Consider the following 21311-nt stretch of genomic DNA (forward strand, 5'->3'; position numbering starts at 1 on the left):
CGGTCGTTGAGCGAGGAGCGCAGCGACGAGTCGAAACGCGCACCGTGGGGCCTCGTTTCGACTCGCTGCGCTCGCTCAACGACCGGGGGTGGGTGTCGCTTCGTCTCGCTGCGCTCGCTCAACGACCGGGGTTGGGGCCTCGTTTCGGCTCGCTGCGCTCGCTCAACGACCGGAGGGGTCGGAGGGCGGTCAGCGGGCGTAGCGGGTGGTGAAGGCGCGGAGGATGCGGTCGGTGTGGGTCACCGGGGCGCGGCGGACGGCATCCAGCGTCAGCTCGAGCTCGTGCGCGGCGAAATAGCCGTGGTCGGCGTAGGCGAGGATGCGGGTGGTGATGCCGTCGACGTCGAGCTCGGGGTGGAACTGGGTCGCATAGACGTTGCGTCCGACCCGGAACATCTGCACCGGGCACGCCTGGCCGCGCAGGAGCAGCGTGGCCGAGGCGGGCAGCACCGTGATGGCCTCCTTGTGCCCGACGAACGCGGTGAAGGCGTCGGGCAGGTCGGCCAGCAGCGGGTCGTCGGCGCCGGCGGCGGTGCGAGCGACCTCGATCACGCTGATGGGCTCGCGGTGGGCGCCGTCGATCACCGCGCCCTGGTGGGCGCCGAGGGTGCCGACCCCGTAGCAGGCGCCGAGAAACGGGAAGTCCCGCGCGACGACCTCGTCCAGCAGCGCGGCGAACTCCGCTTCGACGCGGTGCTGCACCGGCGACTTGCGCTCCGGCGGGTCGGAGGCGTTGAACGGGCCGCCGCCGACGAAGATCCCCGACCAATCGTCCAGATCGACCTCGCCGAGCGGGCCGGCTTCCATGCGCACCCGCACCAATTCGTGTTCCGCGAGGCCCGTCGCCTGTCGGAACAGCGCGTACTCCTCGTCGGCGGGAACGTCTTCGGCGCGGGTGGCCAGCAGCAGGAAGGGCTTCATCCTGGTCGAGCCTACGGCCTCGCGCAAGGGGTCGGAGCAGGCCGGTGCCCCCGGCGTAGGCTGGCGGGAAAGGAGGTCGAACCATGGCCATTGCCCGACTGAACGGCGGTCCGCTCGACGGACAGCTCATCCCGCTCGACGACACCGCATCCGACCGGCTGATCATGCCTTACAGCGAGACCCAGGTGGTCTACGCCCGCGGCGGAGCGCCCGAGAACACCGGTGACGACGACGGCCCGACCGAGGTCGTGTTCGACTTCGTCGAGGCGCAGGACGACATCGATCCCGATCCCGATCGCCGCGACGACCAGGCCGAGTGAGGCCGTCGTGAGCGCAGCCGTCTCCCTCGAGGTCGAGCGCAAGTACGACGTCGGCGAAGACACCCCGGTGCCCGACTGGGCGCGCCTGCCCGGCGTGGCCACGGTCGGCGCCGCCGAGCCGCGCGCGCTCGACGCCCGCTACTTCGACACCGTCGATTCGCGGCTGGCCGGCGCGCTCACGGCGCTGCGGCGCCGCACCGGCGGCCCCGATGAGGGGTGGCACGTCAAGCGGTCGACCCCCGAGGGCAAGCTCGAGACGCACTGGCCGCTGGGGGAGGCGCTGACCGACCCGGATGCCGATCCGCCGGTGCCCGACGCGATCGTCGCCGAGCTCGCCGCGGTGACGGACGCACCGTTCGCGGTGATCGCCCGCATCCGCAACGATCGCGTCGCCTATGCGCTGCGGGGCGCCGACGGCGGAGTGCTCGCCGAGTTCGTCGACGACCACGTGCACGCGACCGATCTGCGCCGTGGCGTCGAGACGCGCTGGCGCGAATGGGAGCTCGAGCTCGGCCCCGCCGCGCCGGCCGACCCCGCGGCGCGCGCGGCGCTGTTCGCCGCCGCCGACGCCCTGGTGGTCGCCGCCGGGGGCGCGCCCTCGGCATCCGGTTCCAAGCTCGGCCGGGCGCTCGGCGCCTGACGGGCCACCGGGAACCCCGCTCAACGCACTGACGCCGCCCCCGGCTTCGATGGGGCGGCGTCAGTCGCGAAGGCTCAGATTACTCCGAGAACCTATTCGCGTAAATAGGTGTTGGGACCGTTCTCAACTCACAGGTTGATCATGTGGCCGGCGAGCCCGTGGAACGCTTCCTGCAGCGCCTCCGACAGCGTCGGGTGGGTGTGCACGTTGCGCGCGAGCTCGAGGGCGGTCAGGTCCCACTTCTGCGCGAGGGTGAGCTCGGGCAGCAGCTCCGACACGTCGGGGCCGATGAGGTGTCCGCCGACGAGCTCGAGGTGCTCGGCATCCGCGATGAGCTTGACGAAGCCGACCGGCTCGCCGAGGCCGTGCGCCTTGCCGTTGGCCATGAAGGGGAAGGTCGCGACCTTGTACTCGCGGCCGGTCTCCTTGTACTGCGCCTCGGTGTAGCCGAACGAGGCCACCTGCGGCGAGCAGAACGTCGCGCGCGGCATCATGCGGTAGTCGCCCAGCGGCATGGTCTCGGCGCCGCCGATCGTCTCGGCCGCGACCACGCCCTGCGCCTCGGCCACGTGGGCCAGCTGCAGCTTGGCGGTCACATCGCCGATGGCGTAGATGCCCTCGACGTTGGTGCGCATGAAGTCGTCGATCGCGATGGCGCCGCGGTCGGTGAGGGAGACGCCGGTGTTCTCGAGGCCGAAGCCCTCCACGCGCGGCGCGAAGCCGATCGACATGAGCACCTTGTCGGCCTCGATCTGGCCCTGCGCACCGGTCTTGTTGTCGGTGTAGGTGACGGTGACCTTATCGCCGGAGTCGACGACCGTCTCGACCTTCGTCGAGGCGAGGATCTCCACGCCGTCCTTCTTGTACTGCTTGGTGATCTCCTTCGAGACGTCGGCGTCCTCGTTGGGGAGGGCACGGTCGAGGAACTCGATGATCGTGACCTTCACGCCGTAGTTGCTCAGCACGTAGGCGAACTCCATGCCGATGGCGCCGGCGCCGACGATGACGATCGACTCGGGGAGCTCACGGGTGAGGATCTGCTCCTCGTACGTGACGACGTTCTCGCTGAGGGTGACGCCCGGCAGCAGACGCACGGTCGATCCGGTGGAGATGATGACGTTGTCGAACGTGATGGTCTCGGTGGACCCGTCGGCCTTGGTGACCGTGATCGACTTCGCGTCGACGAACGAACCGCGGCCTTCGAACTCGGTGACCTTGTTCTTCTTCATCAGGTAGTGGATGCCCTTGACGCGGCCGCCGGCCACCTCACGGCTGCGGTCGAACGCGGTGCCGTAGTCGAAGGTGAACTCACCCGAGATGCCGAAGAACTCGGCCTTGTGCTTCAGCGTGTGCGCGAGCTCGGCGTTCTTCAGGAGGGCCTTGGAGGGGATGCAGCCGACGTTGAGGCAGACACCGCCCCAGTACTTCTCTTCGATGATCGCGGTGGACAGGCCCAGCTGGGCGCTGCGCACGGCCGCGACGTAGCCGCCGGGGCCGGCGCCGAGGACGACGACGTTGAAATGAGGCATGGTTCCAGCCTAGTCCTCGGCGGAGGGGCGTCTCCGTGTCAACAGAACCACGACGACCACGCCCACCACGACCACCGCGCCGACGACGATCAGCAGCGTCGGATCGAACGCCGAGCCCTCGGCGTCCGTCCCCTCGCCCGCCGCGACGGCGCACGGGGTCTGGCCGGCGCCCGCCTCGCCGACGGCGAACTCCCACGTGCCCGAGATGGGGTGACCGTCGCTGGAGACCACGCGCCAGACGACCGTCACCGGGCCGGTGGCCGCGCCGGTGAGCTCCTGATGCACGCGGGTGCCGTCGAAGGTCGGGTCGCCGGCGGTCAGCGGTGCGCACGACGCGTCGAGAACGTCGATCTCGGTGGCTCCCGCATCAGCGAGGACGACCGCGCTGAACGTCAGCGTGAGCTGCGCCGGCAGCGCGTCGAGCGTGGTGCCGGCGGCGGGGTCGGTGCCGATGAGCTCGTCGTGCGCATACGCGGGCGCGGCGATCGCGGTGAGCAGGGCGACCACGAGCGCCCCGAGGGCGGCGAGCCCTCCGGCGCGAGCGCGACGGCGTGGTTTGTGAAGATTGCGTGACAGCACGCTTTCGAGCCTATCGGCGCCTGTCGCGGTGGCATCCGTCGCCCTACCATGGGCGGCAGGCGGGCTCCCTGCCCGTCACTCCCACGGGAGACGACGATGCGAGGAGAGCCCCGATGGACGCGATGATGATGAACGCGATGACCGAGGACATGATGTCGATGGACGGCATGCCGGCGATGGGCATGGCGATGATGCAGGCGTGCATGGATGCCTGTGCCGCCTGCGAGCAGGCCTGCACGGTGTGCTCCACCCAGATGATGGACTGCGCGCCGGCCTGCATGAACTGCGCCGACATGTGCAACACCATGATGCGCGCCATGATGCGGATGCAGGGGATGACGCCGGCGTCGATGATGGCGATGCTCGACGCCTGCATCGCGATGTGTCAGACCTGCATGGACATGTGCATGGAGCACGCCGACATGAGCCCGGTCTGCAAGATGTGCGCCGACGCCTGCCGCGCGTGCATGGACGCGTGCATGGCGATGAAGTCCGCCATGATGACGGCCTGACAGACCTGGTCCCCGACGCGCCGCGCACCGAGCGGTGCGGCGCAGAAGCTCAGAGGACGAGGGCGTTGTAGCGCGCGCTGCCGTCGGCGAGCACGTGATAGCGCGGGTGGAAGGCCACCGGCGTGCCGGCACGCAGGTGCTCGGCCGCACCCGCGCCGTTCCACAGTTCGATCCGCTCGCCGTGCTCGACGGTGTGCAGCACGATCGTGCGGTCGTCGCGCACCGCGCCGACGATCGCGTCGACCCATTCGGTCGGCGTGGCCGACACCAGGCGCGCCTGGATCAGGTGCACCGCGTGACCCGGAGCGAACGAGGAGCAGGCGCCGCCGCGCGCGCACATGCAGATCGCATCCTGACGCACCGGGGCGGGCGTGAGGTGACGATGCGGCGTGGGCACGATGAGCTCCTTGTCAACGGGATCGGTTGTCGGCCAGGCTAGGCGCAGCCCCCCGCCGCTGTCGTACCCGACGACACACGCGGAAACAATGACCGACCGTCCCGTCGGAGCGCGCATCGGCATGACCGGACACTGCGCGATCGGATAGTGTGGATGAGGAGGAGGAACCGTGAGTGACAACACCCGATCCGGCGGCGAGATCCGGCGAGATGCCGAAGACCCGACGCGCCACACCGGGTCTGACACGACCCAGACCTTCGGACACGACTCCGACCTCTCGTTCGTGCCCTTCGGCAGCGACCTGACCGACGCGGAGCGCGAGGCGATCAGCGCCCTGCCGACCCGCTCGGCGATCCTGCTGGTGCGCTCGGGCCCGACCGCCGGCGCGCGGTACCTGCTCGACACCGACGTGACCACGATCGGCCGTCACCCCGAGGCCGACATCTTCTTCGACGACGTCACCGTCTCGCGCCGTCACGCCGAGATCACGCGCACCGGTCCGACGTTCGAGCTCGTCGACCAGCGGTCGCTCAACGGCACCTACGTGAACGGCGACCGGGTCGATCGCGCCGCCCTCGTCGACGGCTCGGAACTGCGCATCGGCAAGTTCCGACTCAACTTCTTCGTCTCCCCGCTCGACCGCGACCAGGCGCCCGCCGCGTGACCCCGGCGGTCTCCCCGCGCGGACGTGGTCCGGCCGCGGGGCATCTGAGCATCGGTCAGGTGCTCGCCCGGCTCACGCCCGAGTTCCCGGAGCTCAGCGCCAGCAAGCTGCGCTACCTCGAGGTGCAGGGGATCGTCACCCCGGTGCGCACCGAGTCGGGCTACCGCAAGTTCTCGCCCGCCGACCTCGAGCGGCTGCGCACCACTCTCACGATGCAGCGCGACTACGGCATCCCGCTGGCGCGCATCCGCGAGCACCTCGACGGCCAGTCCAGCGACGGCGCGGTCGTGCCGACCTCGATCATCGCCGCCACCCGCCGGTACCGCCGCGACGAGGTGCTGAGCGCATCGGGCGCCTCGGCGACCCTCCTCACCGACGCCGTCACCGCGGGCCTGATCGCCGCCACCGACAGCTACGACGAGCGCGCGCTGACGCTGCTGCGGTCGCTCGTCGCACTCGATGCCCACGGCATCCAGCCGCGGCATCTCCGCACGCTCCGCCAGGCCGCCGAGCGCGATGTGGCGCTGGTCGAGAGTGCGCTCGCGCCGCTGCTGCGCCGACCGGATGCCGCCGGCCGGGCCCGCGCGCATGAACTCGCCCCCGAGCTGGTGCGCCGGCTCGACGAACTGCGCGCCGCATTCGTGCAGTCCGCTCTGGACCGCCTGAGCCCCTGACCCGCACGACACGCCGACGACACGAGCGGATGTCGTTGCCGGAGGGCATGGCCTCCCGTAGCGTGGAAGAACCATCGATCCGCAGGAGGCCAACATGACCGCGCACGACGCGCATGGCGAGCCGCAGTTCACGACCGAACTGCTGTTCACCGACGGTCTCCCGCAGATGGACGACGAAGTCGGGTACCGCGGGGCGCAGGCCGCCCGGGCCGCCGGCATCACCTACCGCCAGCTCGACTACTGGGCTCGCACCGAGCTCGTCGAGCCCACCGTGCGCGGAGCCAGCGGCTCCGGATCGCAGCGCCTCTACGGCTTCCGCGACATCCTCGTGCTGAAGCTCGTCAAGCGCCTGCTCGACACCGGCATCTCGCTCCAGCAGATCCGAGTGGCCGTCGAGCAGCTGCGTGCCGCCGGCATCCGCGATCTGGCCGGCACGACGCTCATGAGCGATGGTGCTTCGGTGTACCTGTGCACGTCGAACGACGAGGTCATCGACCTCGTCAGCCGTGGCCAGGGCGTGTTCGGCATCGCCGTGGGCAAGGTGCTGCGCGAGGTGGAGTCGACGCTGGTCGAGTTCGACCCGCAGGCGCCCGACCCCGTCGACGAGCTCGCCGCCCGCCGCACCAAGCGCTCCGCCTGATCCGCCCCGCCGTCGCGCCCTGAGCGCGGCGCTTCCGCGCGCCCTGAGCGCGCCGACGCAGCGGTGGTCCCGTGAAGCGACCCCGCGCGCGGCGCGGGTCAGGCGCGCTGTTCGCCGGTGGCGGGGATGCGGCCGGTGCGCATGACGCGGTCCAGCAGCGAGTCGAAGTCGGCGGCGAGCTCCTGCGCCGAGTCGCCGGGCCAGATGTGCAGCGGCTTGGCGGCACCCTGCGCCTGCTGCAGCGAGGTGCGCTCGGGCAGCTGCGGCGAGAGCACGAGCGGGCCGAACATGTCGCGCAGCTCCTTGATGCGGAACTGGTGCTCGATCGACTGCGGGCGCACGCGGTTGACGACGATGCCCAGCGGCTGGAGGCGGGGGGAGAGGCCGCGGCGGATCTCCTCGATCGCCCGCAGCGCCCGGTCGGCGGCGGCGACCGAGAACAGCCCCGGCTCGGTGACGACGATGACGCGGTCGGATGCCGCCCACGCGGTGCGCGTGAGGGCGTTCAGCGACGGGGCGCAGTCGATCAGCACCAGGTCGTAGTCGGCCTCGATGGTCGCCAGCGCCTCTTCGAGCTTCCACACGTCGCGCACGCTCGGGTGCGGACCGTCGAAGTTGATGGCGGAGGGGCTGCCGATCATGACGTCGATCGTGCCGGGGTGCACCTTGGCCCACCCGCTGGAGGTGATCGCCTGACGGACGACCTTCTCCTTGGGGTTGGCCAGCACATCGGCGACGTTGAGCCGACCGGCGACCTGGATGTCCATGCCGGTGGAGACGTCGGACTGCGGGTCGAGATCGACGACGAGGGTGCGAACTCCCCGGGCGAAAGCGGCGGACGCGAGTCCGAGGGTCACGGTCGTCTTGCCGACCCCGCCCTTGAGCGAAGAGACGGAGAGAACGTGCACGAGGCTCTACGTTACCGTCCCCTAGGCTGTGAAGATACTCAGCCCAGGTGGCGGCCCGACGTCGTGTCGCCTCGGCACCCGAAGAGGTGAGCATGTTCCGCAAGATCCTTGTCGCGAACCGTGGTGAAATCGCGATCCGAGCCTTCCGAGCCGCATTCGAGCTGGGGGCCCGCACCGTGGCCGTCTTCCCCTACGAGGATCGCTACTCGCTGCACCGTCTGAAAGCCGACGAGGCCTACCAGATCGGCGAGCGGGGCCACCCGGTGCGCGCCTACCTCGACGTCGACGAGATCGTGCGCGTCGCCGTGGAGTCGGGGGCCGATGCCATCTACCCCGGCTACGGATTCCTCTCGGAGAACCCCGATCTGGCAGCCAAGGCCGCCGCGGCCGGCATCGCCTTCATCGGACCGCCGGCGCGCGTGCTCGAGATGGCGGGCAACAAGGTCACCGCCAAAGAGCACGCCATCGCCGCCGGCGTGCCCGTGCTGCGCTCCACGGCCGCCTCCGACGACGTCGACGGGCTGGTCGCGCAGGCGGATGCCATCGGCTTCCCGATCTTCGTCAAGGCGGTCGCCGGTGGCGGCGGCCGCGGCATGCGTCGCGTGGAGCACAAGGAGCAGCTGGCCCCCGCCATCGCCGAGGCGATGCGCGAGGCGGGCAGCGCGTTCGGCGACGCCCGCGTCTTCCTCGAGCAGGCGGTGCAGCGCCCGCGGCACGTCGAGGTGCAGATCCTCGCCGACGGCACCGGGCACACGATCCACCTGTTCGAGCGCGACTGCTCGGTGCAGCGCCGCCACCAGAAGGTCATCGAGATCGCTCCGGCGCCGAACCTCGACGACAGCGTGCGGCAGGATCTCCACCGCTACGCCGTCGCCTTCGCCACCTCCATCGGCTACGAGAACGCCGGCACCGTGGAGTTCCTGCTCGAGACGGCGGGGCCGCGCGCCGGCGAGGTCGTCTTCATCGAGATGAACCCGCGCATCCAGGTCGAGCACACCGTCACCGAAGAGGTCACCGACGTCGACCTCGTGCAGTCGCAGATGCGCATCGCGGCGGGGGAGACCCTCGACGAGCTGGGCCTGCGCCAGGAGGACGTGCGCCTGCGCGGTGCCGCGCTGCAGTGCCGCATCACGACGGAGGACCCGACGCAGGGGTTCCGCCCCGACACCGGCAAGATCACCACCTACCGCTCGCCCGGCGGTGCCGGCATCCGGCTGGACGGCGGCACGACCGCCGCCGGCTCGCAGGTGAGCCCGCACTTCGACTCGATGCTCGCCAAGCTCACCTGCCGCGGGCGCGACTTCGCGGCGGCGGTGCGCCGGTCCAAGCGCGCCCTTGCCGAGTTCCGCATCCGCGGCGTCTCGACGAACATCCCCTTCCTGCAGGCGGTGCTCGACGACCCGGCCTTCGAGGCTGGCGACCTGTCGACCGCGTTCATCGACGAGCGGCCCGAGCTGCTGAAGGGGCGCGAGTCCCGCGACCGCGGCTCGAAGATGGTCGCCTGGCTCGCCGACGTCACCGTCAACCGCCCGCACGGCGAGAACCCGCTGAGCATCGACCCGGCCGTCAAGCTGCCGCACCTCGACCTCACCACGACCCCGCCCGCCGGCAGCCGCCAGCGCATCCGCGAGCTCGGCCCGGCCGGCTTCGCCCAGGCGCTGCGCGCGCAGACCGCCCTCGCCGTCACCGAGACGACGTTCCGCGACGCGCACCAGTCGCTGCTGGCCACCCGGGTGCGCACGCGCGACCTCGTCGGGGTCGCCCCGCACGTGGCGCGCCTCACGCCCCAGCTGCTATCGGTGGAGGCCTGGGGCGGTGCCACCTACGACGTGGCGCTGCGCTTCCTCGGCGAAGACCCGTGGGAGCGGCTGGACGCCCTGCGCGCAGCGCTGCCCAACGTCGCGATCCAGGCGCTGCTGCGCGGGCGCAACACCGTGGGCTACACGCCGTACCCCACGCGCGTCACCGACGCGTTCGTGCGCGAGGCCGCGGCATCCGGAGTCGACATCTTCCGCATCTTCGACGCCCTCAACGACGTCTCGCAGATGCGCCCCGCCATCGAGGCCGTGCTGCAGACCGGCACCGCGGTCGCCGAGGTGGCCGTCTGCTACACCGGCGACCTGCTCGACCCGGCCGAAGACCTCTACACGCTCGACTACTACCTGCGTCTGGCCGAGCAGATCGTCGAGGCCGGCGCGCACGTGCTCGCGGTCAAGGACATGGCGGGCCTGCTGCGCCCCGGCGCGGCGTCGACCCTGGTGTCGGCGCTGCGTGAGCGCTTCGACCTGCCGGTGCACGTGCACACCCACGACACCGCGGGCGGGCAGCTGGCGACCCTGCTGGCCGCCAGTGCCGCCGGTGCGGATGCCGTCGATGCGGCGGCCGCGCCGATGGCGGGCACCACGAGCCAGCCGTCGTTGTCGGCGCTGGTCGCCGCGCTCGCCCACACCGAACGCGACACCGGGCTCGACCTGCGCGCCGTCTCCGATCTGGAGCCGTACTGGGAGGCGGTGCGCCACCTCTACCGCCCCTTCGAGTCGGGCCTTCCCGGCCCCACCGGGCGCGTGTACCGCCACGAGATCCCCGGCGGGCAGCTGTCGAACCTGCGCCAGCAGGCGATCGCACTCGGTCTGTCTGACGACTTCGAGCTCATCGAGGACATGTACGCCGCCGCCGACGCGATGCTCGGCCGCGTGCCGAAGGTGACGCCGTCGTCGAAGGTCGTCGGCGACCTCGCGCTGCACCTGGCCGCCGTCAAGGCCGACCCCGCCGACTTCGAGGCCCACCCCGAGAAGTACGACGTGCCCGACTCGGTCATCGGCTTCATGGCGGGCGAGCTCGGCGACCTGCCGGGCGGCTGGCCCGAGCCGTTCCGCACGAAGGTGCTCAGCGGCCGCGAGCGCGGGCCGGGAATGGTCGAGATCTCCGACGACGAGGCCGCCGACCTGGATGCCGATTCGCCGACGCGCCGCGACCGCCTCAACGAGCTGCTCTTCCCGGCCCCGACCCGGGTGTTCCGGGAGATGCGCGAGACCTACGGCGACCTCAGCGTGCTCGACACGTCGGACTACCTCTACGGGCTGCATCCCGGCACCGAGCACGTCGTGCAGATCGAGCGGGGCGTGCAGCTCTACTTCGGTCTCGAGGCGATCGGCGAGGCCGACGACAAGGGCATGCGCACCGTGATGACGACCCTCAACGGGCAGCTGCGACCGGTGTTCGTGCGCGATCGCAGCATCACCGTCGAGGCGCGCCCCGCCGAGAAGGCCGACACCTCCAAGCCCGGGCAGGTGGCCGCTCCGTTCTCGGGCGTGGTCACCCTCAAGGCCGCCGTCGGCGACTCCGTGAAGGCCGGTCAGCCGGTCGCCTCCATCGAGGCGATGAAGATGGAGGCGGCCATCGCCGCGCCCGTCGACGGAGTCGTGGACCGCCTGGCCATCACCGCCACCGCCGCCGTCGAGGCGGGCGACCTTTTGCTGGTCGTCCGACCCGCCGAGTAGCCTAGGGCGCGGACGGCAGGCGCCGTCCATGAGCACGGGAGTGAACCTGTAGTGACGTCTGACCGCAATGACGAGACGCCGGACGATATCGAGAACGGCGTCCTGGCCGACACGGGAGCCGTGGATGCGACCGACATCGGCTTCGTCGACGGCGCCACCGCGCAGGTCGACATCACCCTGCCCCACACGGGCGACGACGACGACTTCGACGACGCGGATGTCGTCCTCGACGACAACCTCGCCTTCGAGGCGCTGCCCGAGCTCGAGTCCGAGCTCGAGCCCGAGCAGGAGCTGCAGCAGGTGACGGCCCCCGAGCCGGCCCCGGCCACCGGCATCCTCTCCGCAGTCGCGCCCGCCGCCGGCGCCGCAGCCGCAGCCGCCGCCTCGCCGCGCGTCGAGGAGGAGCACCACGAGCGGGTGCGTCCGCGCACGTCCGAGATCGCGCTGCAGTCGCGGCGCATCGGCGACTTCGAGCCCGACCGCGAGAGCGCGGACCTGCTCACCGCCGACCGGCTGCTCGACCCGGCCCACGTCGTGCGTCCCGAGCCGGAGGGCGCCTGGCGCCACTTCGTCTACACGATCTCGGGCCGCCGCATCAACCTCGGCGACGGCAAGCGCGCCCGCGCCCGCAAAGAACTCGACCGCCGCATCGCCGCGCCGCTGACGGGCGGGGCGAAGTTCGTGCCGGTGCTCTCGCGCAAGGGCGGCGTGGGCAAGACCACCGTCACGACGCTGCTGGGCATGGCCCTCGCCGACGCGCGCGACGACCGCGTGATCGCCGTCGACGCGAACCCCGACCGCGGCACGCTCGCCGAGCGCATCAGCCGCACGAGCGGGCGCACCGTGCGCGACCTCGTGCGCACGCACGGCGAGGTGCACGGCTTCAATGACCTGTCGCAGATCGTCGCCCGCGACGAGACGCGCCTCGACGTGCTCGCCTCCGACACCGACCCGCACGTCTCCGAGGCGTTCAGCGACGACGACTACCGTCACGTCGCCGATCTCGCGGCGCACTTCTACTCGGTCGTGCTCACCGACACCGGCACCGGGGTGGTGCACTCGGTGATGACGGCCACGCTCGACCTCGCCGACCAGATCGTCATCGTCGCCGGCCTCAGCGTCGACGAGGCGCGCCTGGCCTCCGAGACCCTCACGTGGCTCGAGACCAACGGCCACGCCGAGATGGTGCGCCAGGCGGTCGTCGTGATCAACACGGCCCGGCCGGGCGCCCCGCTCGTGCGCGCCGACGAGCTCGACGCCCACTTCCGCTCCCGCGTGCGCGCCGTCGTGCGGATGCCGTACGACCCGCAGATCGCGGCGGGAAGCGCCATCACCTTCCGCGACCTCCAGCCCGAGACCCGCGCCGCCGCGCGCGAGCTCGCCGCCGTCGTCGTCGAGGGGCTGCGCGCCCTGGCGGCTGCCGCCTGATGGCCGTCCGTCCCATCCGCCTCTTCGGCGACCCCGTGCTGCGCGCGCCCTCGGCGCCGATCGAGGTCGTCGACGACGGCGTCCGCTCGCTCGTGCGCGATCTGCTCGACACGGTCGAGCCCGCCGGGCGGGCCGGTGTCGCCGCCCCGCAGATCGGCGTGGGCCTGCGCGCCTTCAGCTACAACATCGACGGCGACATCGGCTATGTGCTCAACCCCGTGCTCGTCGAGGTCGCCGGCGAACCGGTGCTCACCGGCGAGGGGTGCCTGTCGGTGCCCGGGCTCTGGCACGACACCCCCCGCTACCCGTGGGCGAAGGTCGTCGGCACCGATCTCGACGGCAACGAGGTCGTGCTCGAGGGGGAGGGGCTGCTGGCGCAGGCGCTGCAGCACGAGACCGACCACCTCGACGGGATGCTGTACCTGCAGCGCCTCGAGCCCGCCGCGCGCAAGGTCGCGATGCGCGAGGTGCGCGAGTCGAGCTGGTTCTGAGCATCGTGGGTGCCAGGCGCACCCGAAGACAGCGAGAAGGGCCCGGACGGTTTCCCGTCCGGGCCCTTCTCACATCTGGGCCTCAGCCCAGCGGCACGTTGGTCGTGGTCACCGGCACCGTGTAGAGCTCTTCGACGACATCCGCGTAATCGCTCATGATGACGTTGCGCTTGATGCTCATCTTGGGCGTGAGGTGGCCGCTCGCCTCGGTCCACTCGGTGTCGAGGATCGTGAACTTGCGGATCGACTCGGCCCGGGAGACGCCCTTGTTGCCGATGTCGATCGCGCGCTGCACCTCGGCGCGCACCTTCTCGTTGGTGGCGGCGTCGGCCAGCGACATGTCGGCGGGCAGCTCGTTGTTGGCCAGCCACGTGGGCAGCATCTCGCTGTCGAGGGTGACCAGCGCCGCGATGAACGGCTTCTGGTCGCCGACGACGACCACCTGGCCGACGATCGGGTTGGCGCGGATCGGGTCTTCGAGCGCGGCGGGGGCGACGTTCTTGCCGCCGGCCGTGACGAGGATCTCCTTCTTGCGGCCGGTGATCGTGAGGAAGCCCTCCTGGTCGAACGAGCCGATGTCGCCCGTTTTGAACCAGTCGCCGTCGAACGCGGCGGCGGTGGCCTCGTCGTTGCGCCAGTACTCGCGGAACACGTTGATGCCCCGCACCTCGATCTCGCCGTCGTCGGCCAGCCGCACGCCCACACCGGGCAGCACCGGGCCGACCGTGCCGATCTTCGACTTGGTGGCGAGGTTCACCGTCGCCGGGGCGGTGGTCTCGGTGAGGCCGTAGCCTTCGAGGATCGTCACGCCGAGGCTGTGGAAGAAGTGCCCGAGGCGCGCGCCCAGCGGCGCCGAACCCGACACGGCGTACGCCACGCGGCCGCCCATCGCGGTGCGCAGCTTGCTGTAGACCAGGCGGTCGAACAGCGCGAACTTGATCTTGGTGCCCAGCGGCACCTTCTTGCCCTCTTCGACGAGCTTCGAGTGCGCGATGGCGGTGGCCGCGGCGGCGCGGAAGATCTTGCCCTTGCCGCCGGCCTCGGCCTTCTGCTCGGCGGAGTTGTAGACCTTCTCGAACACGCGGGGGACGGCCAGGAGGAACGTGGGCTTGAACGAGCCCAGCGCCGGCAGCAGCTGCTTGGTGTCGGGCTGGTGGCCCGTCTTCACACCCGCGTGGATGTTGAGGATCGAGATGAACCGCGCGAACACGTGCGCCGTCGTGATGAACAGCAGGGTCGATGCGCCGCCCGGGGCCTCCAGCACCTCCGAGAGGGCGCTGGCCGAGTTGCGCGAGAGCTCCACGAAGTTGCTGTGGGTGAGCACGCAGCCCTTCGGGCGGCCGGTGGAGCCCGACGTGTAGATGAGCGTGGCGATGTCGGAGCCGACGGCGAGGCCGCGACGGCGCTCGATCTCGGCGTCGGTCACATCGGCGCCGCGGGTGAGGAGCGCATCGAGGTCGCCGTCGGCGAGGGTCCACACCTCGCGCACCAGCGGCACGTCGGCGCGGATCTCCGCGATGCGGTCGCGGTGCTCGGCGGACTCGGCGACGACGGCCACGGCGCCGGAGTCGGAGAGGATCCAGCTGATCTGCGACGCCGAGCTCGTCTCGTAGATCGGCACCATCACGGCGCCGGCGAAGAAGAGGGCGAAGTCGACGAGCGTCCACTGATACGTGGTGCGCGCGATGAAGCCCACCTTGTCGCCCGGCTCGACGCCCGCGGCGGCGAAGCCCTTGGCCAGGGCGATCACCTCGCGCTCGAACTCGGCGGCGGTGATGTCGCGCCAACCGTCGCCGTCGGGCACGGCGAACAGGGCCAGCGAGGGCGTCGCCTTGACGCGCTCGACCAGCAGATCGGCGATGTTGGCCTGCGGATCGGCGGGGACGATCGCAGGGACTTCGAACTGAACAGCGCTCATGGGCGGCAACTCCTTCGGTACCGGACGGTGGCGAGTATGGAATCGAGTCTAAAGGGGAGTGAGACCGAGTCCTACGACACGTGGTCGACAAGTAGTCACGGCCCCGCGTCCCCTGCGGTGCGTATGCCTCCACACTAGACTCTCGGATGCCGTGCCGCCTGGCTCGGCTGAGAGGAGTCCCGTGCTCAGCGTCGGCATCGACATCGGTGGAACGAAGATCGCGGGGGGAGTCGTCGACGACGACGGTCGCATCGTCGAGCAGGCGCGTGTGACCACGCCCGTCGACCCGACCGCCCTGGCGGATGCCGTTGCAGACATGGCCCGCGACCTGGCGTCGCGTCACGACGTCGCCGCCATCGGCGTGGCCGCCGCCGGCTTCATCGACGCGACTCGCTCGATCATGATCCACGCGCCGAACATCGACTGGCGCAACGTGCCGCTGCGGGCCGAGTTCGAGCGCCGCATCGGCCGCGCCGTCACCCTCGAGAACGACGCGAACGCGGCCGGCTGGGGCGAGTACCGCTTCGGCGCCGGTGCGGGCTCGTCGAACATGGTCATGCTGACCCTCGGCACCGGCGTGGGCGGCGCCGTCATCACCGACGGCGAGCTGCTCCTGGGCGGCAACGGCACCGCCGGCGAGCTCGGGCACCTGCGCTACGAGCGCGGCGGGCACGCCTGCGGCTGCGGCCAGCGCGGATGCCTCGAGCAGTATGCATCCGGTCGCGCCCTCCAGCGCGAGGCGCGCGCGATCGCCGCGACCGACGGCATCGGCCAGGGGCTGACCGACGCGCAGCAGCCCGACGGCACGATCCCCGGCGAGGCCATGGCCGCGCTCATCCTCGCCGACGACCCCGGCGCTCTCGAAGCGGTGCACCGTGTCGCGACCGCCCTCGGCGAGGCGTGCGGACAGTTCCAGGCCGTGCTCGACCCCGACCTGTTCGTCATCGGCGGCGGCGTCGCCGACCTCGGCGAGGCCCTGCTGATCCCCGCGCGCGTCGCCTACGAGCAGTCGCTGCCCGGCTACAGCGGTCGCCAGGTCGCACGCTTCGCGATCGCGACGCTCGGCAACGACGCCGGCCTCATCGGCGTCGCCGACCTCGCGCGCATCCGCGGCTGACGATAGGCTCCGGCACGATGTTCTACTGGTTCATGAAGTACGTCGTGATCGGGCCGATCGTCAAGGCGATCTTCCGTCCCTGGATCGTGGGCCGGCGCAACATCCCCGCCGGCGGCGCGGCGATCCTCGCCAGCAACCACCTGTCGGTGAGCGACTCGATCTTCCTCCCGCTGATGATCGACCGGCCCATGTCCTTCCTCGCCAAGAGCGACTACTTCACGGGCAAGGGCCTCAAGGGCTGGTCGACGCGCGTGTTCATGAAGGCCACGGGCCAGATCCCCATCGACCGCACCGGCGGCAAGGCATCCGAGGACTCGCTCAACACCGGGCTGCAGGTGCTCGGCCGCGGCGACCTGCTCGGCATCTACCCGGAGGGCACCCGCAGCCCCGACGGGCGGCTGTACCGCGGCCGCACGGGGCTGGCGCGCATGGCGCTCGAAGCGCGCGTGCCGGTGATCCCCGTCGTCATGGTCGACACCGGCGAGGTGATGCCCATCGGCCGCAGCATCCCGCGCATCGGACGCGTCGGGATGGTCATCGGCGAACCGCTCGACTTCTCGCGCTTCCACGGCCTCGAATCCGACCGGTACGTGCTGCGATCGGTGACCGACGAGATCATGGTGGCGCTGCAGCGGCTGGGGGAGCAGGAGTACGCCGACGTGTACGCCTCCACCCTCAAGGAGCGCGCGCCGCAGACGGCGTCATAGCGGCGATCGGGCCCCACCGCCGACACTAGACTTGGCGGATGCCGACTTCGCAGACCGACCTGGATCGCTGGCGCTCGCTTCCCATCAAGCAGCAGCCGCAGTGGGGCGACGCAGACGCCGTCGCGGCCGTGTCGGCCGAGATCGCCACCCTCCCGCCGCTGGTGTTCGCCGGCGAGGTCGACCTGCTGCGCGAGCGCCTCGCGCGCGCGGCATCCGGTCGGGCCTTCCTGCTGCAGGGCGGCGACTGCGCCGAGACGTTCGCCGGTGCCACGGCCGAGCAGATCCGCAACCGCATCAAGACGGTGCTGCAGATGGCGGTCGTGCTCACCTACGGCGCCTCGATGCCGATCGTGAAGATGGGGCGCATGGCGGGGCAGTTCGCCAAGCCGCGCTCCAGCGACACCGAGACCCGCGGCGACGTCACGCTGCCGGCCTACCGCGGCGACATCGTCAACGGCTACGACTTCACCGAGGGCTCGCGCCAGCCCGACCCGCAGCGACTGCTGAAGGGGTACCACACCGCGGCATCCACCATCAATCTCATCCGCGCGTTCACCCAGGGTGGCTTCGCCGACCTGCGCGAGGTGCACTCGTGGAACAAGGGCTTCGCGCAGAACCCCGCCAACCAGCAGTACGAGCGGCTGGCGCAGGAGATCGACCGCGCCATCAAGTTCATGGAGGCCGCCGGCGCCGACTTCGACGAGCTCAAGCGCGTCGAGTTCTACACCGGCCACGAGGGCCTGCTCATGGACTACGAGCGCCCGATGACCCGCATCGATTCGCGCACCGGCACGCCCTACAACACCTCGGCGCACTTCCTGTGGATCGGGGAGCGCACCCGCGAGCTCGATGGCGCCCACGTCGACTACTTCTCGCAGATCCGCAACCCCATCGGCGTGAAGCTCGGCCCCTCGACCTCGGTCGACACCGCGCTCGAGCTCATCGACAAGCTCGACCCCGAGCGCGAGCCCGGGCGTCTCACCTTCATCACCCGCATGGGCGCCGGCAAGATCCGCGACGCGCTGCCGCCGCTGCTGGAGGCCGTCAAGGACTCCGGCGCCACCCCGCTGTGGGTCACCGACCCCATGCACGGCAACGGCATCACCACGCCCACCGGCTACAAGACGCGTCGCTTCGACGACGTCGTCGACGAGGTGCGCGGCTTCTTCGAAGCGCACCGCGCGGTCGGCACCTTCCCCGGCGGCATCCACGTGGAGCTCACCGGCGACGACGTCACCGAATGCCTGGGCGGCTCGGAGCAGATCGACGAGGCCACCCTCGCGACCCGCTACGAGAGCCTCTGCGACCCGCGCCTGAACCACATGCAGTCGCTCGAGCTCGCCTTCCTCGTCGCCGAGGAGCTCGAGAAGCGCTGACCCCCGGCATCCGCGGGTCGGTGTGGCCCGCGGGGTGGCGGCTGGGGTGTGGGCTGGTGCGCGACCTGCCGGTGCCGCGTCCCACAAGTGGTGGGTGCGGTTGGCTCGGCGCGCAGGTTGCGGGACCTCCCGCGTGAGCGTGTCCCGCGATGCGCGGGTGCGCTGGGCGGAGGTCGCCGATTGCGTGACCCGCTGAGCGACCATGTCCCGCGAACGGCGGATGCGGTGGCTCGAGCCCGCAGGTCGCGGGACCTGCCCGTAGGCGGTGTCCCGCAACTGGTGGGTGCGGACACCGTCACCCGCAGGGTGCGGGACACGTGCCGGTGGACGGCGTCCCGCAAATGGTGGATGCGATGGCTTTCAGCCGCAGGTTGCGCGACCTCCCCGCCGACGGTGTCCCGTTATCGGTGGGTGCTGGCCGCGACCCGCAGGTTGTGAGACCTGCCGGGCGACCGTGTCCCGCGAACGGCGGATGCGGTGGCTCGAGCCCGCAGGTCGCGGGACCTGCCGGGCGACCGTGTCCCGCAGGTGGCGGGTGTCAGCGCCGCGACCTGCAGGGTGCGGGACTTGCCCGTGGGTCGGGTCCCAGAGATGGCGGGTGCGAGGGGCACGAACCCGCACCTTGCGGGACCTGCCCGATGAGCATGTCCCGTGATCGGTGGGTGCGCGCCGCCACCCGCAGGTCGCGGGACCTGCCGGGTGACCGTGTCTCACAGATGGCGGGTGCGAGCGCCTAGACCCGCAGGGTGCGGGACTTGGCAGTGGGTCGCGTCCCAGAGATGGCGGGTGCGAGGGGCACGAACCCGCGGGTTGCGGGACCTGCCCGTCGACCGTGTCCCGCAAGTTGCGCCTGCGAGCCTCACGACCCGCAGGTTGCGGGACCTGCCCGCACACCGTGTTCCGCAAACGGCGGATGCCGTCGCCCACCGCGCACCGGCAGAGAGGTCGGACCCCACATACTGCCCCACATACCGCGGCGGCACCCCGCCGCGGGCTACAGCCCGGGGGTGAGGGTGATGGTGCTGCCCTTGGGCGCCATCGCGCCGGCCTTGGGGTTGGTGGAGCGGACGTTGTAGACGTCCCAGTACTTGAAGCCGAGCGGCAGGTCCCCGTCGTCGATGCCGGCGTTCACCTCGAAGCCGAGGGCCTCGAGTTCGCGCACGGCGCTGCGGATCGAGTCGCCGGTGACGTCGGGCACCTTCACGGGCTCCGGGCCGTCCGAAACCACGAGCGTCACGGTGTCGCCCTTGCGCAGCGGGTCGTCGCCGATGCCGGTCACGCGGATCACGCGACCCTTGTCGACCGAGTCGCTGTACTCGCGGGTGATGTCGGTCTTCAGCTCGACGGCATCCATCGCGGCGGCAGCGTCGTCCTGCGACTGCCCGGCGACGTCGGGCACCGGGCCGAGCGAGACCTGCAGGGCGGCGGTCGCGCCCTCGGTGACGCTGCAGCCGGCGGTGCAGTCCACCGCGTCGCCGCCGCCGAACGGCGTGACCGACACCCCGACGACCTGACCGGCGGCCAGGTCGTTGAAGAACTCGTCGGTGCCGCTGACGTCGATGCGCGACTGGGTGAGGATCTGCGTGACATCGGATGCCGGGCGGTCCTGCAGCGCGGGAAGATCCACCGGCGCGGGGCCCTGCGACACGACGACGGTCACCGTCGTGTCTTTGTCGATGAAGTCTCCCGCGGCCGGCTCGGTGCGGATCGTGAGACCCGCGGTGACCTCGAGGCTGTAGTCGGCGCCCTCGGCCGCCACCAGCGATCGTTCGGTGAGGGCGGTCTGCGCCTCGGCGAACGACAGGTTCGTGACATCCGGCACCGACACCAGCGAGCCCGGACCCGAGCCGAACCACCACCCGGCGCCGCCGGCGAGGGCGGCGAGCACGACCACCAGCGCGATCAGCCATCCGCCCTTCGTCGCGTTGCGGCGGGCACGGCGGCGCAGCTTGGTGGCGTTGTCGACGTCTTCGGTGACGGTGGGCGCGGTGAACGCGCCGGGGAGCACCTTGGTGACCTCTCCCGAGTCGATGCCGTCATCGGCGCCCACGAGCCCCACGGGGGTCGCGCGCACCACCTGCGGGTGCACCCCGAGCTCGCGCTCGATCTCGCGCAGCCGGTCGAGCATGACGCGGGCGTCGGTGGGGCGTTCGTCGGGGGAACGCTCGGTGGCCCACAGCACGAGCTCGTCGAGCTGCTCGGGCACGCCCGGGTTCTTCGCGCTCGGGCGGGGCACCGAGTCGGTCGCGTGCTGGTACGCGATCTGCATGGGCTGCTCGCCCTTGTAGGGCTGCTCGCCGGCGAGCATCTCGTAGAGCATGATGCCGAGCGCGTAGATGTCGCTGCGGGCGTCGGCGGTGCCGCGGGTGACGAGCTCGGGCGCCAGGTAGGCGATGGTGCCCAGCAGCATCTGCCCGGTGGCGGTGTTGGCTGTCGTCGCCCGTGCCAGGCCGAAGTCGCCGATCTTGATGCGGCCGTCCTCGGCCAGCAGCACGTTCTCGGGCTTGACGTCGCGGTGCACGATGCCGGCGCGGTGCGCGGCCGCGAGGCCCGACAGCACGGCATCCATGATGGTGATCGTCTGCGGCACCGACAGGCGCCGCTGCTCGCGCAGCAGCTCGCGCAGCGTGATGCCGGGCAGGTACTCCATGACCAGGTAGGCCATCTCGCCGTCCTGGCCCTGGTCGAACACGTTCACGACGTGCGGGTCGGCCAGGCGGGCGGCGGCCCGCGCCTCTTGGATGAAGCGGCTCTGGAAGACGGTGTCGTCGGAGAGATGGCCGTGCATCACCTTGAGCGCGACGCGGCGTTCCAGCCGCAGATCGGTGGCGACGTAGACCGTCGCCATGCCGCCGCGGGCGATGCGAGCACGCACCCGGTACCGGCTGTCGACCAGACGGCCGATCAGCGGGTCGGTCTGCTGGCTCGTGCTCACAGGGTGGATTCTACGGACGCCGACCCGCGAGGCCGGTGAGCGGCGCACCCCTGCG

Annotated in this window: 19 protein-coding genes; 12 read left to right on the forward strand and 7 right to left on the reverse strand. The window is 71.1% G+C overall.

Translation table 11 applies throughout. The features are described from left to right. Positions 1 to 189: 189 nt before the first annotated feature. Positions 190 to 921, reverse strand: a complete 732-nt coding sequence (locus N3K63_RS06165; protein WP_261579213.1) for a glutamine amidotransferase — start codon at positions 919 to 921, stop codon at positions 190 to 192. Between the two features lie 83 nt (positions 922 to 1004). Between N3K63_RS06165 and N3K63_RS06170 the strand changes: the two genes are divergently transcribed. Continuing rightward, on the forward strand, positions 1005 to 1241 hold the full coding sequence (locus N3K63_RS06170; RefSeq protein ID WP_261579214.1) for a response regulator: 237 nt from the start codon (positions 1005 to 1007) through the stop codon (positions 1239 to 1241). Between the two features lie 7 nt (positions 1242 to 1248). Further along, positions 1249 to 1881, forward strand: coding sequence for a CYTH domain-containing protein (locus N3K63_RS06175; RefSeq protein WP_261579215.1), 633 nt, complete (start codon positions 1249 to 1251; stop codon positions 1879 to 1881). A gap of 128 nt (positions 1882 to 2009) precedes the next feature. On the opposite strand, the gene lpdA is transcribed toward N3K63_RS06175, so the two are convergent. Together lpdA and N3K63_RS06185 are read right to left on the reverse strand one after the other, a co-directional pair. Next, positions 2010 to 3410, reverse strand: coding sequence for a dihydrolipoyl dehydrogenase (lpdA, locus tag N3K63_RS06180; RefSeq protein ID WP_261579216.1), 1401 nt, complete (start codon positions 3408 to 3410; stop codon positions 2010 to 2012). A gap of 9 nt (positions 3411 to 3419) precedes the next feature. Beyond that, a complete protein-coding gene (locus N3K63_RS06185; RefSeq protein WP_261579217.1) occupies positions 3420 to 3989 on the reverse strand; it encodes a copper resistance CopC family protein in 570 nt (189 codons plus the stop codon). 113 nt (positions 3990 to 4102) lie between these two features. On the opposite strand from N3K63_RS06185, the gene N3K63_RS06190 reads away from it, so the two are divergent. Continuing rightward, positions 4103 to 4501 carry a hypothetical protein gene (locus N3K63_RS06190; RefSeq protein WP_261579218.1) on the forward strand — a complete coding sequence of 133 codons (399 nt, stop codon included), beginning with the start codon at positions 4103 to 4105 and terminating at the stop codon, positions 4499 to 4501. A gap of 49 nt (positions 4502 to 4550) precedes the next feature. On the opposite strand, the gene N3K63_RS06195 is transcribed toward N3K63_RS06190, so the two are convergent. Next, complete coding sequence (locus N3K63_RS06195; RefSeq protein WP_261579219.1) at positions 4551 to 4898, reverse strand: hypothetical protein; 348 nt, start codon at positions 4896 to 4898, stop codon at positions 4551 to 4553. Between the two features lie 169 nt (positions 4899 to 5067). Here N3K63_RS06195 and N3K63_RS06200 point away from each other — a divergent pair, with 169 nt between their 5' ends. The 3 genes from N3K63_RS06200 (at position 5068) to N3K63_RS06210 (ending at position 6876) form a co-directional block, all read left to right on the forward strand. Further along, positions 5068 to 5562, forward strand: a complete 495-nt coding sequence (locus tag N3K63_RS06200) for an FHA domain-containing protein (protein ID WP_390895106.1) — start codon at positions 5068 to 5070, stop codon at positions 5560 to 5562. Further along, positions 5559 to 6236 (forward strand): transcriptional regulator FtsR, encoded by a 678-nt coding sequence (gene ftsR, locus N3K63_RS06205; protein WP_261579220.1) that lies wholly within the window; start codon positions 5559 to 5561, stop codon positions 6234 to 6236. Before N3K63_RS06200 ends, ftsR begins: the two co-directional genes overlap by 4 nt. 94 nt (positions 6237 to 6330) lie before the next feature. Then, on the forward strand, positions 6331 to 6876 hold the full coding sequence (locus tag N3K63_RS06210; protein WP_261579221.1) for a MerR family transcriptional regulator: 546 nt from the start codon (positions 6331 to 6333) through the stop codon (positions 6874 to 6876). Between the two features lie 98 nt (positions 6877 to 6974). Here the strand turns inward: N3K63_RS06210 and N3K63_RS06215 are convergent, their stop codons facing one another. Beyond that, complete coding sequence (locus tag N3K63_RS06215; protein WP_261579223.1) at positions 6975 to 7784, reverse strand: ParA family protein; 810 nt, start codon at positions 7782 to 7784, stop codon at positions 6975 to 6977. Between the two features lie 92 nt (positions 7785 to 7876). Here N3K63_RS06215 and N3K63_RS06220 point away from each other — a divergent pair, with 92 nt between their 5' ends. Genes N3K63_RS06220 through def form a run of 3 tightly spaced genes read left to right on the forward strand, consistent with a single transcriptional unit; the run spans position 7877 to position 13203 of the window. Then, on the forward strand, positions 7877 to 11284 hold the full coding sequence (locus tag N3K63_RS06220) for a pyruvate carboxylase (RefSeq protein WP_261579226.1): 3408 nt from the start codon (positions 7877 to 7879) through the stop codon (positions 11282 to 11284). 51 nt (positions 11285 to 11335) lie between these two features. After that, positions 11336 to 12712 carry a MinD/ParA family ATP-binding protein gene (locus N3K63_RS06225; protein WP_261579227.1) on the forward strand — a complete coding sequence of 459 codons (1377 nt, stop codon included), beginning with the start codon at positions 11336 to 11338 and terminating at the stop codon, positions 12710 to 12712. Further along, positions 12712 to 13203: a peptide deformylase gene (gene def, locus N3K63_RS06230; protein WP_261579232.1), complete on the forward strand. Its 492-nt coding sequence runs from the start codon at positions 12712 to 12714 to the stop codon at positions 13201 to 13203. The genes N3K63_RS06225 and def overlap by 1 nt, the downstream gene beginning before the upstream one ends. An 82-nt stretch (positions 13204 to 13285) precedes the next feature. On the opposite strand, the gene N3K63_RS06235 is transcribed toward def, so the two are convergent. Continuing rightward, positions 13286 to 15121, reverse strand: coding sequence for an AMP-dependent synthetase/ligase (locus N3K63_RS06235; protein ID WP_261579237.1), 1836 nt, complete (start codon positions 15119 to 15121; stop codon positions 13286 to 13288). Positions 15122 to 15302: 181 nt separating this feature from the next. Between N3K63_RS06235 and N3K63_RS06240 the strand changes: the two genes are divergently transcribed. From N3K63_RS06240 to N3K63_RS06250, 3 genes are read left to right on the forward strand one after another with little or no spacing between them, the layout of a single operon-like run. Beyond that, positions 15303 to 16238: an ROK family protein gene (locus tag N3K63_RS06240; protein ID WP_261579239.1), complete on the forward strand. Its 936-nt coding sequence runs from the start codon at positions 15303 to 15305 to the stop codon at positions 16236 to 16238. A 17-nt stretch (positions 16239 to 16255) separates the two neighbouring features. Continuing rightward, positions 16256 to 16945 carry a lysophospholipid acyltransferase family protein gene (locus tag N3K63_RS06245; RefSeq protein ID WP_261579240.1) on the forward strand — a complete coding sequence of 230 codons (690 nt, stop codon included), beginning with the start codon at positions 16256 to 16258 and terminating at the stop codon, positions 16943 to 16945. 38 nt (positions 16946 to 16983) lie between these two features. Next, positions 16984 to 18321 carry a class II 3-deoxy-7-phosphoheptulonate synthase gene (locus tag N3K63_RS06250; protein ID WP_261579241.1) on the forward strand — a complete coding sequence of 446 codons (1338 nt, stop codon included), beginning with the start codon at positions 16984 to 16986 and terminating at the stop codon, positions 18319 to 18321. Between the two features lie 994 nt (positions 18322 to 19315). Here the strand turns inward: N3K63_RS06250 and pknB are convergent. Continuing rightward, positions 19316 to 21256: a Stk1 family PASTA domain-containing Ser/Thr kinase gene (gene pknB / locus N3K63_RS06255; protein ID WP_261579242.1), complete on the reverse strand. Its 1941-nt coding sequence runs from the start codon at positions 21254 to 21256 to the stop codon at positions 19316 to 19318. Between the last annotated feature and the right edge of the window lie 55 nt (positions 21257 to 21311).

Source organism: Microbacterium festucae (genome assembly GCF_025421715.1).
In the GTDB taxonomy this organism is placed as follows: Bacteria; Actinomycetota; Actinomycetes; order Actinomycetales; family Microbacteriaceae; genus Microbacterium; species Microbacterium festucae.

Bases quoted from the DNA above. Each gene is read 5' to 3' on its own strand.
- N3K63_RS06165 (WP_261579213.1), bottom strand. From the start codon at position 921: ATGAAGCCCTTCCTGCTGCTGGCCACCCGCGCCGAAGACGTTCCCGCC.
- N3K63_RS06170 (WP_261579214.1), top strand. From the start codon at position 1,005: ATGGCCATTGCCCGACTGAACGGCGGTCCGCTCGACGGACAGCTCATC.
- lpdA (WP_261579216.1), bottom strand. From the start codon at position 3,410: ATGCCTCATTTCAACGTCGTCGTCCTCGGCGCCGGCCCCGGCGGCTAC.
- N3K63_RS06190 (WP_261579218.1), top strand. From the start codon at position 4,103: ATGGACGCGATGATGATGAACGCGATGACCGAGGACATGATGTCGATG.
- N3K63_RS06210 (WP_261579221.1), top strand. From the start codon at position 6,331: ATGACCGCGCACGACGCGCATGGCGAGCCGCAGTTCACGACCGAACTG.
- N3K63_RS06220 (WP_261579226.1), top strand. From the start codon at position 7,877: ATGTTCCGCAAGATCCTTGTCGCGAACCGTGGTGAAATCGCGATCCGA.
- def (WP_261579232.1), top strand. From the start codon at position 12,712: ATGGCCGTCCGTCCCATCCGCCTCTTCGGCGACCCCGTGCTGCGCGCG.
- N3K63_RS06235 (WP_261579237.1), bottom strand. From the start codon at position 15,121: ATGAGCGCTGTTCAGTTCGAAGTCCCTGCGATCGTCCCCGCCGATCCG.
- N3K63_RS06245 (WP_261579240.1), top strand. From the start codon at position 16,256: ATGTTCTACTGGTTCATGAAGTACGTCGTGATCGGGCCGATCGTCAAG.
- N3K63_RS06250 (WP_261579241.1), top strand. From the start codon at position 16,984: ATGCCGACTTCGCAGACCGACCTGGATCGCTGGCGCTCGCTTCCCATC.